8 protein-coding genes are annotated in these 13,421 nt (G+C 64.3%); 3 read left to right on the top strand and 5 right to left on the bottom strand.

Going from position 1 to position 13,421, the window contains the following annotated elements; all coding sequences use genetic code 11:
- Window positions 1–117 precede the first annotated feature (117 nt).
- The gene (nirK, locus tag AC1DVV_RS18380) at window positions 118–1,590 is read left to right on the top strand and encodes a copper-containing nitrite reductase (RefSeq protein WP_457282532.1); all 1,473 of its coding nucleotides are present in this window, start codon (window positions 118–120) and stop codon (window positions 1,588–1,590) included.
- 51 nt (window positions 1,591–1,641) lie between these two features.
- Here nirK and AC1DVV_RS18375 read toward each other — a convergent pair whose 3' ends face one another.
- Complete coding sequence (locus AC1DVV_RS18375) at window positions 1,642–2,682, bottom strand: NADP-dependent oxidoreductase (protein WP_477667401.1); 1,041 nt, start codon at window positions 2,680–2,682, stop codon at window positions 1,642–1,644.
- Window positions 2,679–3,926: an MFS transporter gene (locus AC1DVV_RS18370; RefSeq protein WP_477667402.1), complete on the bottom strand. Its 1,248-nt coding sequence runs from the start codon at window positions 3,924–3,926 to the stop codon at window positions 2,679–2,681. The genes AC1DVV_RS18375 and AC1DVV_RS18370 overlap by 4 nt, the downstream gene beginning before the upstream one ends.
- 78 nt (window positions 3,927–4,004) lie before the next feature.
- On the opposite strand from AC1DVV_RS18370, the gene AC1DVV_RS18365 reads away from it, so the two are divergent.
- Window positions 4,005–5,006, top strand: coding sequence for an AraC family transcriptional regulator (locus AC1DVV_RS18365; RefSeq protein ID WP_477667403.1), 1,002 nt, complete (start codon window positions 4,005–4,007; stop codon window positions 5,004–5,006).
- Window positions 5,007–5,144: 138 nt separating this feature from the next.
- On the opposite strand, the gene AC1DVV_RS18360 is transcribed toward AC1DVV_RS18365, so the two are convergent.
- Together AC1DVV_RS18360 and AC1DVV_RS18355 are read right to left on the bottom strand one after the other, a co-directional pair.
- Complete coding sequence (locus tag AC1DVV_RS18360) at window positions 5,145–5,564, bottom strand: cupin domain-containing protein (RefSeq protein ID WP_477689945.1); 420 nt, start codon at window positions 5,562–5,564, stop codon at window positions 5,145–5,147.
- A 44-nt stretch (window positions 5,565–5,608) separates the two neighbouring features.
- Complete coding sequence (locus AC1DVV_RS18355) at window positions 5,609–6,007, bottom strand: tautomerase family protein (RefSeq protein ID WP_477667405.1); 399 nt, start codon at window positions 6,005–6,007, stop codon at window positions 5,609–5,611.
- 107 nt (window positions 6,008–6,114) lie between these two features.
- Here AC1DVV_RS18355 and AC1DVV_RS18350 point away from each other — a divergent pair, with 107 nt between their 5' ends.
- Window positions 6,115–7,035, top strand: coding sequence for a LysR family transcriptional regulator (locus AC1DVV_RS18350; RefSeq protein WP_477701627.1), 921 nt, complete (start codon window positions 6,115–6,117; stop codon window positions 7,033–7,035).
- Between the two features lie 219 nt (window positions 7,036–7,254).
- On the opposite strand, the gene AC1DVV_RS18345 is transcribed toward AC1DVV_RS18350, so the two are convergent.
- A complete protein-coding gene (locus AC1DVV_RS18345; RefSeq protein ID WP_477701626.1) occupies window positions 7,255–13,392 on the bottom strand; it encodes a YDG domain-containing protein in 6,138 nt (2,045 codons plus the stop codon).
- Window positions 13,393–13,421 lie beyond the last annotated feature (29 nt).

Raw genomic sequence — 13,421 nt, 5'->3', positions numbered from 1 at the left:
ATTCAGGTCGAACAAGCCATCTATCTGGCAAGGCATTGATCTAAAGCAAGCTTGTCGTGGCACATCACTCGCATAGTCAGAACTGCCGAATCGGCACAAAGACCAAGGAAACGCCACATGAAACGGACCCTCTCCCTCGGCGCCATCGCCGCCGCCATCGGTATCCTCGCCACGGCTTTGTCCGTGCAGGCGCAGCCTGCCGCACACTCGGCGCATACCGCTGCCGCGTCCGGCAACACTTCAACCGCTGCGGCACCCGCCCGGATCAAGCGCTACGAACTGCACACCAACATCGTCGACGGGAAAATGGTGTTCGTCGACGACAAAGGACAGGTGAACCCGACCCTTGCCGCCAACGTGGACGACACAATCGAGATCGTGCTGGAAAGCGGCGAAGGCGCGGAGCATGACCTGGTGATACCCGAACTCAACGTCGCATCGTCCAAGTTCAGCCCCGGCACTGGCAAGACCACTCTGCGGTTCAAGGTTCCGCGCTCTGGTACGTTCACCTATTACTGCTCAATCCCCGGTCACCGGCAGATCGGCATGGAAGGCCGGCTGCAAGTCAGCGGCCCCGCCTCTGCCCAAGTCCCTACGCCCGCTGGCAGCGACTCCGGCCAGGCTGCGCTTGCGCTCTATACCCCAGCCCCCGTGCCGCAGCGCGCAGCCGACCCCTCCGCAGTCAGCGTCGCCGCCAACCCGGCCACGGTGCCGGCTGCCGTAGGGGACCGGGCTCCCAAGACCCTGAAGTACCGCATGGAAACGGTCGAGTTGCCCGGCAAGCTCGACGACGGCACGAGCTTTACCTACTGGACTTTCAACCGCCAGGTGCCCGGTCCGATGCTGCGCGCCCGCGTAGGCGACACCATTGAGCTAACGCTGGCCAATGCCCGTGACAGCAAGATGATCCACTCGATCGACCTGCATGCGGTGACAGGCGGCCATGGCGGCGGCGAACACACGCAGGTTGCTCCGGGCCAGGAAAAGACCATCACCTTCAAGGCGCTCAACCCGGGCTTGTATGTGTACCACTGCGCCACGCCCCTGGTGCCACAGCACATCGCGGCCGGTATGTACGGAATGATCCTGGTCGAGTCCGCAGGCGGCTTGCCTAAGGTGGACCGCGAGTACTACGTGATGCAAGGAGAGATGTACACGGGCCGCCCACATGGCGTCAAGGGGCACCAGGAAGCCGATCTCGAAAAGATGGCCAATGAACTACCCGACTACTACGTCTTCAACGGCGAAGTCGGTGCACTGAGCAAGACCCATAAACTTCAGGCCAAGGTAGGCGAAACCGTGCGCATCTACTTCGGCGTCGGTGGGCCCAACAAAATCTCGTCTTTCCACGTTATCGGTGAGATCTTCGATACCGTGTACAGCGAAGGCTCCTTCACGGGTCTCAAGCACGACGTACAGACAACGCTGGTGGCACCCGGCGGCGCGACCATCGTCGAAATCAAGGTCCAACACCCCGGAAGGTATTTACTGGTGGACCACGCCTTGTCACGCGCAGGCAAGGGCGCGGTCGGCGTGCTCGAAGTCACCGGCGAACCGGTACCCGGCGTCTACAAGGCCGGTGTGTTGTAACCCTGGACAGGGCCGCGCCACGCGAGGCAGCGTAAATCTGCCCCTCTGCAGCTATGCCTCCAGGCGTACGACGACTTTGCCGGAGTGCCGGCCCTGCAGCAGGTCTGACAGGGCGGCGGGTGCTTGCAGAAGACCATCCACAACGTGCTCCAACGCCTTGACCTGTCCACTGTTGATCCATTCTTCCATGTCACTGCGGAACACGTCAAAGCGCGCGCCATAGTGGTCAAGAATGATGAACCCCTGCACCCGCACCCTCTTTTGCAAAATGGCGGCCAGGAACTGCGGCAGCTGACTGATGCCGGGAAAACCTGCCGAGTCGTTGTAATGTGCGACAAAGCCGCACACAGGCATACGGGCGCCAAGATTGAGGAGCGGAAGGACTGCCGCCAATACGTCGCCTCCGACGTTTTCAAAGTACACGTCAATGCCCGCCGGGCATGCGGCAGCAAGCTGTTCCCTGAACAATGGCCCGTGCCTGTCGACGCAGGCATCAAAGCCCAGATCGTCGACCGCCTGCCGGCATTTGTCGGTACCGCCGGCGACGCCTACCACGCGGGCGCCCTTGAGTTTCGCGATCTGGCCGACCATGGCGCCCACCGCACCGGTCGCCGCTGCAACCACAACAGTTTCACCAACTTTTGGCTGGCTGATGTCCAGCAATCCGACGTGAGCTGTGAAGCCCGGCATTCCGAGCGCACCAAGCGCCAGAGACGGACGGACCATGTCACCAATGACCTGCAGGTCGTTCCCATCGCTCAGAGCGTAGTCCTGCCAGCCAGCGTTGGCTAGCACGAGATCACCAACGCGATATTTGGGATGCCTGGAGTCGACGATGCTGCTGACTGTGCCGCCCGGCATGGTGCCGCCCAATGGAACGGGTGGTGCGTATCCAGGCCCGATTTCGTCCATCAGGTTGCGCATGTACGGGTCCAGCGAAAGAAAATGCGTTCGCAGGAGTACCTGGCCTTCGCCTGGGCGCGGCACGGGCTCGGTCACGAGCTTGAAGTCAGACGCAACAGGCAGGCCGCGCGGATGCGCCGCCAAGGTGATGCGCCGATTGATGCTAGGGTCTGGTTTTGACTTTGTCATGACTGCCTCCGTGCTTCAGCTACGGCGGGCGCCGGGCCACGCCGCCATGCCAGCAGGCCGCCCAGCGCCACAGCCACCATGGCAAATGCAGGGGCACCGAGCGCTCCAGTCCAGTCAACGATGAGGCCGCCTGCGATGGCGCCCGTGGCGATGGCGATCTGGAACGCTGCCACCAGCAGGCCGCCCGCGGCCTCTGCCTGGTCGGGCGCGGCGCGCACGATCCAGGTCTGGAAGCCGACCGGAAATGCGCCGAATGCGAACCCCCATAGCGTCACCGCCACAGCGGTGACCACGGTGGAGCTGCCGCCAATGAGCAGCGCAGCCGCAAGCAAGGCGATCATTGCGCTGCCTGCGACGATCGCGTATCGCTCACTGCGCCCCGCCAGCCAGCCCCCTGCAAAGTTCCCGAAGAAGCCGCCGATGCCGTAGCCCAGCAGCACAGCGGAAATCGCCGCCACTGGCAGCTTCGTCACGTCTTCAAGCACGGGCCGGATGTAGGTGAAGCCCGCAAAATGGCCGGATATCACGAGCAGCACTGCCAGCAGAGCGATGCGTACCGGCCCCCGCGTAAGCAGATCGCGCAGGCCCTTCAGACTGGCCTGGTCGCGTGGCGGCAGGGGCGGCAACGCGACCAGCTGCACAACGAAAGCCAGCAGGCCGACGACACCTGCCGCGACAAAAGCACTGCGCCATCCCCAAAGACTACCCATCCACGCGCCGACGGGCGCCGCGCAGACGGTGGCAATGGACACGCCCGTCAACACGAGCGACATTGCGCGCGGGAAAAGCCGTTCCGGCACCAGGCGCATGGCCAGTGCCGCCGCCATCGACCAAAACCCTCCCAGCGCGATGCCGAGCACCACGCGCGCGACCAGCAGCACCGAGAGCGAGGCGGCTGTCGCCGCCAACAGGTTGGATACGAACAAAAGGGCTGTGAGCGTCAGCAGCACCCGCTTGCGGTCAAAGCGTGCCGTCAGCAAGGGGATGGTCGGCGCGGCCACCGCGCCGACAAGCGCGGTGGCCGTGACGGCCTGGCCCGCAGCGCCTGCCGTGACGTGCAGGTCAGCCGCCATGGCGGTCAGCAGGCTGGCCGGCAGGAATTCCGCCGTGACCAGGCCGAACACGCCCAGGGACAGTGAGGCGACCGCCGCCCAGAGCGCGGCGGCCTCACCGGGCGGATCATTGACAGGAGTTACACCGGCGGCCAGCGGATCGAGACAGGCAGAACAGGAAGTTGATGACATGAAATATGAAGCCTTGTTGAGGACAGGGTTGCCAGCTTAGGCCTAGCATCGACACCTTTCCATGGCGAAAGAGCCGAAATGCTTGACGATTCCTCCAGAACTTTCACGCCCGTCGTTCAGCCTCCTCAAGAAGACGGGGGCCTGCCTGCCGCAGGGCCCGATTCCCTCACCAAAGTCCTGCTGGGCCTGCGCCTGGAAGGCGTTGAGTACGGCCGCTGCCTCATGCATGCGCCGTGGGCGATTTCCTTTGCCGCGCAACCGGCCGCACGTTTTCACTTCGTCGCCAGCGGAGACGCCTGGATGCACACGCCGCAGTCCGGGTGGATGGAACTGAAGGCCGGTGACGCGGTGCTGCTGCCGCGCGGCACGGCCCACACCTTGGCCAGTTCGCCCGAAGTGCCGCCGGTAGACCTCGCGACCTTTGATCGCGAGCGGGTCGCGGACGACATCTACCTGCTGCGGGACGGAGCTTCTGTGGCGCAAGTACCCTCCCACGTCATGTTCTGCGGCAGCATGACCTTCAACCTCGACCCGCTGCACCCCTTGCTGGCCATGATGCCGGAGGTGATCCGCGCCGGCGACCTGGCCCAACGCGATCCGGGCGTGCCCATGCTGCTTGACGCGATGGAACGTGAAGCCTCGCTCAACCGCATCGGCGCCTGCGGCATCCTGGCCCGCATGGCCGACGTGCTCGCCGCGAGCATCATCCGCGCCTGGGTGGAATGCGCTTGCAGCAACTCGACAGGCTGGATCGCAGCGCTGCGCTCGCCCGGTGTGGGCAAGGTGCTTGCAGCCATTCACGCGACGCCGGAGCAGGACTGGAGCGTGCCGGAGATGGCGAACATCATGGGCGCATCGCGATCACGTTTTGCCCAGGCCTTCAAGGAATCGGTGGGCGAAAGCCCGGCCAGGTACGTGGCCCGCATTCGCATGTTCCAGGCCCGCAACTGGATCGCGCAGGACGGCATGCGTGTCACAGTGGCCGCTGACCGGCTGGGTTACGACTCGGAGGCCTCGTTCAGCCGGGCGTTCAAGCGTGTTATCGGCCACCCGCCCAGCAAGGCCCGCAGTTCCATGTGACCAAGGCGTGCTGTGGCGCTGGACTGCTCAGTTGGGCTTTGGTGCGCATTTGCAATACGCCCGGCGCACAGAGCAATGAGCGCCGGCAAGGCCCGGGTGAAGCAGGACATGGCTATCGGCAATTCGTGAATCGCCCAGCTAGTCCAGCACGCGAGGCTGCACGCCGACTACTGCGCAATGCCGGTGGTAGTCCGAGATCCGGTCGGCGGCAGTTATCCGCTGCAGTACGCTGTGGTGCGCTCCGAGGTATTCGACACTGCCCTTGACGACGACGTGCACCAGGAGTTCCTCGTCCCCTACAGCTTCCCACCAGTCCACATTGCCGGCAGGCTCATGAATGTAGTCCCCGACGCCCACCATGCGACCGTCGTTCAAGCGACGCTCGCCAACCAAGGTCAGGGCGTGAACCTCGCCAGTGTGTCGGTGTAAACCCAGCCGTGTGCCCGGCTTGAGCCGCATCAATTCGACCCAGCCTGAACCATCTGGCAGGAACTGGATCGGAAGTGACCATTTCCCTTCCCCTTCCGGGATCCAGGTGCTGAGTCCGGCCCGGCGCATAGCCGCGGCGACGATAGTGTTTGCTAGTTCCATGGCTCTGCCTCTTACTGGTCTGGATGTTGATGGCGGTATTCCTGGGTGCGCCCGCCATAGCCGTACGCGCTGCCGCGCACGTCTTGCACGTACACATAGCTTTCTGGGTGCAGGTCTCCTAGGATGCGCCCGAACGCTTCAAATGATTCGGCGACAAACCGGGCCTTTTCGGCCTTGGTGTTGGTTTCGTCCACCACCTTGATGTCGAAGTAGAAGCTGGTCATCTTCAGTTCGGCCAGCGATTTTCCGGCGACAAACCAGTCGCGCGGGTCGACATAGTCGATCACCACTGCGGTGAGGTCACGTCGCTTTCCGAGCAAGCGGCTGGAAAGGTCCAGCAGCGTGTCGGTGACGAGTTGCGAGAGTTCTGGCGTACGGTTCGCCGAGATCTTGACATTGAGGATAGGCATGGTTGTTTCCTTTTTTGGGTTGGTGTCGCCACTTTAGGGCGAGCCACTACAGCCGGAAACCACCATCCCGCATAATCGGTTTTGCTCGAAACGCAAAGGCAACCCCGATGAAACACTTCCTGCCGGACCCTGCGGACTTGCGGTGGCTGGTTCGCTCACTCGACCTCAATTCGTTCTCTGCGGCCGCCCGAGAGCTGGACGTGGCAGTCTCTGTCGTTACCCGGGGAGTCAACCGGCTCGAAACGGGGTATGGGGTCACTTTGTTGCGCCGGTCCACACATGGGCTGTCGGCAACCGCCGAAGGCTTTGAGCTGGCGCAGGAAGCGCGTGAACTGCTGGCGCGGATGGAGGACATCTCTGCCGCGGTGTCGAAACAGCGAAATCGCGTGGCCGGTGCGCTGCGGCTGGCATCAAGCCAGGAGATTTGCGAGGAACTGGTTGTGCCGCAGCTGGGCCCGCTGCGCGCGCGATACCCGGAGTTGCGCATCGAGATGGTGGCCGATGACCGGGTTGCCGATCTCGTGACGGACGGGATCGATGTGGCCCTGCGCACCACAGTGGGCAATAGCGAGGCTGTGGTCGCCCGTGCCCTTGGCTCCTTTGAACGCCGCCTGTACGCCTCGCCTGAATATTTGCGCCAATATGGAGAACCCGCCAACCCGGAGGAGCTTGGCAGGCATCAGACGGTAACCCATACCGCGCAGGGGCCCGTTGTGACATGGGCGTTCCGCAAGGCCGGACGGTCGGTCGAAGTCACTGTCAGGTCACAGCTCGCAACGAATACCACGGCCTTGGTGCATCACGCCCTGGTGGCCGGGGCGGGCATCGGCATGCTGTCGGTTCCATTGGCTGCGGGGGACGTGGCCAAGGGCCTTTTGAAGGAGGTTTTATCACCTTACGCTTCCGGTGTTACCCACACGATGTTCGCAGTGTCCCTGCCCAACCTGCGCAACGCCGCGCGCGTACGGGCTGTGATCGACTTCCTTCAGGCGGCCGCCCGCCGGCAGTGGGCCATGACTTGCACCTAGCGGAAACCGGCCTTGAACTCCAGCACCTGGAATGCTGCGCTTAAGGTTTGTTTTGATTCCTCATAACCTGCCCAAGAGGGGATGCAGACAAAAATTGGACTATCAGGAGGTAGTTCACGTATCCGTGCCAAGACAGGATTCGAGCGGTCGAGCTCTACATCAAGTCCGGAAAACCCGTGAGCCAATCATCCGTCAGCTGGGTTGCATGAATAAAGTCCTTCAGTTGGTGCTTTGAGCAAGCGCCGGCATGCGCATGCCCTCATCCACAATCGTTAGCGGCAGTTCACCGGCACAGTTGCCACGACCCGCCAGCGGGATACACGCAGAAAGCGGCCTGAACTCAGGCGCTGGCAGCGGCGTTTGCGCTTTTGCCTGCTGGTAGGGTGTGCCGCCGGTCGACCCTGCAGCCTGACCAGGCAGCAGTCCGGCCGTGATCAACAAGGTGCCGGGCGTGTAGTTGATCGTGTAGTTGCCATTGGCTGCCAGCAAACCCTGGTTGATCGCGTAATTGCCAGGCTGCTCGCCCGCCACGCGCTGCAACGCACCGCTCAGTACAGAGGCCGCGCTGTCGCCGGCCGCAAACGGCCCGGTGCGGTAAGTCAGCAAAGGGTCGGGCGTATAGACCTGTTTGGCCTGGTTATCGGCGATCACCGAAAGTGACGCTGGCGTAATGACACCGCTGTTGTTCGCGGCATAGCTGACGCTGTAGTTGTTGCCGCCATTACCGTCGTTCATGACCAGTCCGGCGGCAGTCAGCGTCTTGCCGCTGCCGGCATTTTTGTTGTCGAAGGTCTGCGTGGCTGCGCTGGCAACTGTGTCGTACAGCGCGCCGGTGACCACGGGCGCTGCTGCCGACGCGGTGGTGCCGTCGTAAACACGGTTGTCGGCCTGCGCGGTCACAGTCAGCGCGGCCGGGGTGATGCTGGCCGTGGCCGCCGCCTGACCGGTGATGGTGTAGTTACCCACGTCGGCGCCTGTGTAGCTGCTGCTGAGGGCGACGGCTTTCCCGCTGCCCACATGTTTGTCTGCGAAAGCGCCTGTGGCAGTTACCGCGAGATCGTCGTTGGTGATCAGGCCAGCGTAGCTTGCACCAGCAACGTTGACAGTGGCGGTCGTGCTGCCGTCGTAGACCTTGTCGGCAGCCGTAATGCCGCTGACGGTCAATGCTTTCGGTGTGATGTTCGCCGTCGTCGTAGCCTGGCCGGTGATGGTGTAGTTGCCGACGTCGGCGCCCGTGTAGCTGCTGGCGAGCGTGATGGTCTTGCCGTTGGCCACGTTTTTGTTGCCGAAGGCGCCATTGGCAGTGACCGCGAGATCGTCATTGATGATCAGGCCAGCGTAGCTTGCGCCAGCCACATTGACGGTGGCGGCGTTGTTGCCGTCGTAGACCTTGTCGCTGGCCGTGATGCCGCTGACCGTCAAGGCCTTGGGTGTGATGTTGGCGGTGGTGGTGGCCTGGTCCGTGATGGTGTAATTCCCCACGTCGGCACCGGTGTAGCTGCTGGCCAGCGTCACCGTTTTGCCGTTGCCTACGTTTTTGTTGCCGAAGGTGCCGGTGGCGTTGACTTCGAGTACATCGCCGCTCACCAATCCCGCGTAGCTTGCGCTGCTGATGTTGACGGCAGCGGTCGTGTTGCCGTCATAGATCTTGTCGCTGGCCGTGATACCGCTGACCGTCAGCGCCTTGGGCGTGATGTCGGCCACCAGCCCAGCCGGATTGCTGACGCTGTAGTTGCCGGCATCGGCGCCCCCCAGCAGGCCGGTACCGTTCAAGGTCACCCCTTTGGCATTGCCGACCTTTTTATCGGCGAAACTGCCGGTGACACCACTCAGGTTCAGCGTTACGTCCTCAAGGCCGATCACGCCTGACAGCGCCGCCACACCGGTGTTCAGCGTAGCGGTGGCATTGCCGTCGTACATCTTGTTGTCCGCAGTAAGGCCGCTGACCGCCAAGGTTTTAGGTGTGATGCTGGCGACCACCGCAGTCGGGCTGCTAACGCTGTAGTTGCCCGCATCGGTGCCCGACAACAAGCCCACCCCGCTTACTGTTACTGCTTTGGCATTGCCTACATTTTTATCGGCAAAGTTGCCGGTAGCGCTGCTCAAATTGACGGCAACGTTATCGCTGCCCAGCACGCCAGACAACGTTGCCGCGCCGGTATTCAACGCGGCGATAGTGTTGCCGTCGTAGACCTTGTCGCTGGCCGTCACGCCGCTCACGGTGAGCGCGGCCGGCGTAATAGTCAGCAGGCCGCCCACGATGTCCAGCCCCTGCTGATCGGAAAACGCGGTGTAGGTGCCGACGTTGCGGCCACTGGCGGCAGTGCCGGTGCGCGTGCCCGAGGGCGCCGCCACGCTGCCGGCCTGCGTCGCCGCGTTGTAAACCGTGTTCACATTGGCCACGTTTTGCGCCACCAAAAAGTTGCGCAGCAGCGGGCTGGTCATGCCTTCGTAGATGCGCCAGGTGCTGCCCGTGCCGCCCAGCTTGTCGATGCTCCAGCCGGTAAAGGTGTCGACCTGTTTCATCTGGGCGCTGGTCTTGCCGGTGCCGACAGGGCTGGTAGCTTGGCCGCTGGTGGTCACATCCCAGTAGCTGTTCGAGACGCCGCCGACGGTGACGCCGATCAGTCCGCCCGTGGCGCTGGTGCCGGTGACTGCCCCCGTCGCGTAAGTGCGGTTCACCGAACCGACGATGTGTTCGCCGATGAGGCCCCCGACCCGGGCGGCGCCGGTGACGCTGCCGGTGGCATAGGCATCGGTGAGGCTCGCCGCGCCACCGTAACCGATCAGGCCGCCCACCGCGTCGCCCGTGCCCGTCACGTTGCCCGAAGCATAGACGGCGCGGAATCGTTCCTTTGCGACCCATCCCGGGTTCAAGAAGCCCCCCGCCCCCACCAGCCCGCCAACGCTGCCGGCGCCGCTGACGTCGCCCGTGGCGTACAGGTTCTCCATCCAACCCAGGCCGTCCGTCACGCCGTCGATTCTTGAATGCCCGATCAGCCCGCCGACCATGTTGCCGTTTGCCTCGACCCGGCCGGTCGCAGAACTGTTGACCACCAGCGATTCCGAATATCCGATCAGGCCGCCCGCCTCGCTGTCGCCGGTCCCCGTGGCACGCACGGCACCCTCGGCCCGCGCGTTGCGCACGATCATCAGATTGCTGCTGGTTCCGATCAGGCCGCCGACCTTGCTGACGCCCTCTACCCTACCGCGGGCGACGGCATCCGTGACGTCATACACCGTCCTGCCGATCAGCCCCCCTACGTACAGCCCACCGGTGACGTTCCCGGTGGCTTCCGCATTCGAGACAGGCGCGAGGGCGCTGCCAACCAATCCGCCAGTGGCTTGATAGAGGCCAGTCACGTCGCCGGTCGCTTTCGCGTTGTCGATGGTGCCGAACGCCAAACCGACAAGGCCGCCGACCAGGTAGTAGCCCGTTACGGCTCCGCTGGCCTGGCCATCGGTGAGGCTGCCGCCGTTCAGGTGTCCCACCAGACCGCCGACCTGATGCCCGGCCGCCGCCACGCCGGTGCCGGTGTTCGTCACCGATCCGCTGGCGCGGACATTGGTGAGCGCCGCTCCGGTCGAGCGACCGATCAGCCCGCCGGTGTATTGGCCCTGGCTCGTGACCTTGGCGTTGGACCTTGCATTCTGGATATCGCCGCCGCTGTGGTCACCGATCAAGCCGCCGGTGTAGTTGCCGGGGCCCTCCACGGTCGCGGCGATCGCGGCTTCCGAGCGTGCATCCGTCACGGCGCCGATGTTCTTGCCCACCAAACCGCCGGTGTAGTTGCCCCCTGAAGTCACCTTACCGGTGGCGTAGACAGTGGTCAGGGTACCCGTGCTGCTCCCCGCCAGCCCGCCCGTGTAGTCGCCATTGGACTTCACATCGCCGGTGGCGTAAACGGAAGTCATGTCACCCGTGCTGCTCCCCGCCAGGCCGCCGACGTACTGGGCCTTGCCAACCAGGTTCTCAGCGGTGACGGCGCCGGTTGCGTGGGAGTTGCTGATCGACCCGGAATGGTTGACGCCGACCAGCCCGCCAATACCGCTGTAGCTGTACAGATTGAGGCCATCGGCCAGCACCTCGCCATCCGCGCTGGCCTGGCTGATGTTGCCGAAGTTCCAGCCGACCAGGCCGCCCACGTTGCGGTTGGTGCTGGAACCAAAACCGATGCCGCTGACCTTGCCGGCGGCGCTGACGTTGACCAGGTTCCCGCCGGACGTTGCCGCCGTGGGATTGCCATTGGCACCAATCAGGCCGCCCACGTTTGCCGCTCCCTTGACCTCGCCTAAGGCGCGCGCATTCTCCAAGGAGCCTCCCTGCATTCGGCCAATAAGCCCCCCCACATGGTTGTAGCCCGTCGCCGTGACATCGCCGGAAGCCGAGACATCGCGCATAGCCGTGTTGAGAGCAGTGCCAACGAGGCCACCGACATCGCTGAGGCCGGCGCTTGTCATGTTGACCGTGACTTTGGCGTGCGCGTCCTGCAGTGTCCCACCGGTCATTAGGCCGACCAGCCCGCCGACGTCGTGGCCGGGCCCCGTGAGCGTGCCGGACGCTCGCAGGTTGTGCAACGTGGCGCCGTTGGCGGAACCAGCCAGGGTGCCGTACCACTCGTCCACTCCACCGGTCACGCCGGCCAAATCCAGGTTGCGCACCGTGCCGCCGTTGATGCCGGCGAACAGCCCGCCGTTGTTCACTGTCCTGATCTTCAGGTCGGTGATGCTATGGCCCAGCCCGTCCAGGGTGCCGCTCAGCCCTAGCAGCGGCGAGGCTCCCTGGTTGCCGTTCCAGTTTTCGGTGGCGCTGGCGTCGATGTCGGCCCCCAGCGCGTAGCGCAGGCTACCTTCGAGGTTGATGGACTGCAGGCCGTCGGTAGACCCCTCCGTGCCCAAGGCGTTGATGACAATGTAGCCCTCGCCATTGATCGTTAAAAATCCCGTGCCGGCGCGGTCGAAGTTGACGCGCCCGGCAAAACCCGCGTCCGGATCCACCGCCACCTTGACCTTGCCGGCGGCAACACCCGCATCGGCGCCGTTGGCGGTGCCGGTGTTCATCACCAGCGCCGAGCTGCCGGTGGCGTCCATCACGGCGCGGATGTTGATGTCGCGCGCAGCGGTCAGCGTCAGCGTGTTGGCGGCCCAGCTCACGTTGTCGTTGACGTGGATGTCGCCGTTGCCCGCCGCGTTGCTGCCGCTGCTGGACAGGATGGTGACGTCGCTGTTGGCCAGGTTGGCGGAGAGCGTGGCGCCGCTGATGTCGCCGCCGCTGGCGGCGATGGTGAAGTCCGCGGGGTCTATCAACCAGGTGCCGGTTTTGCCCTGCGCGGCGCGCGTGCTGACGCGTGTGCCTTCAGCCACCTTGACATGCGCGCCCGAGGTGTCGACAAAGCCTCCGTCGCCGCCGGTGGGCGCGGAAGCGTCCAGCGTGCCGCCCACCTGTACCGTGCCGCCGTTGAAGCCGCCCAGCAGCTTGATGACACCGCCGCGGTTTTCCAGCGTGCGCGCCTGGATGACGCCGGTGTTGTTGACCACGGTGCCGGCCAGGGCGTCGGCGGCTTTGGCGGTGAGCAGGGCGGTGCCGCCGTCGGCCTGCATCAGCCCGCCGTTGTGCACCAGTGCGTTGACCGCGCCTTCGTCCACTGCAAGCTTGAGCAGCCCGTCGCCTGCGAAGTCGAGCGTGACCTGCTTGCCGGCGGCCAGCGCCACCGTGCCCAGGTTGGCCACCAGCGTGCCGGTGTTGCTGACCTGAGCGCCAATCAGCGCGATGCTGCCGCCGTCGGCCGCGCGTATCGAGCCCTCGTTGCGCACGCTGCCGCCACCACTGCCGCTGGCGCGCAACACATAACGCCCGGCCATGAAGTCGGTATCGCTCATGCCCAGGGTCGAGGCCACCAGCCCGCCCACGCTGACCTGCGCGCTCTGGCCGAACAACACGCCGTTGGGGTTGAGCAGGAAGACCTGGCCGTTGGCATTGAGCCGGCCCAGGATCTGGCTGGCCTCAGTGCCCAGCACGCGATTGAGTGCAACGGCATTCGATCCGGGCTGCACGAAATTGACGGTCTCGTTGCCGGCAACGCCGAAGCCCTGCCAGTTGATGGCCAGCTTGGGTGTGGCCTGAGTGATGGTGGTGGTGGTGCCGCTTTGCGTGATGCCACCCTGGCCCGCGCTGACCTGGCCACCCGTGGGAGCGGCCAGCGCCTGCGCCGCTGCCAAGCCGGCGGCAAGGGCCAACGCGCGGAGCTTGCGTTCACGCTTGCCCAGGCTGCGTTTGCCCTTGCCGCTGGCTGTTTCGGCCACGGCTTCAAAGCAGGCACCGGCTTCGTTCCAGATGACGCGGTAGGTGTGGTTCATGGCGATTTTTCCTTCGGTTGTGAATCAAA

Source organism: Polaromonas sp. P3_B4, assembly GCF_056402835.1.
The sequence above is the reverse complement of the archived record's forward strand: the minus strand, read 5'-3'. Positions and strand labels throughout refer to the sequence as shown.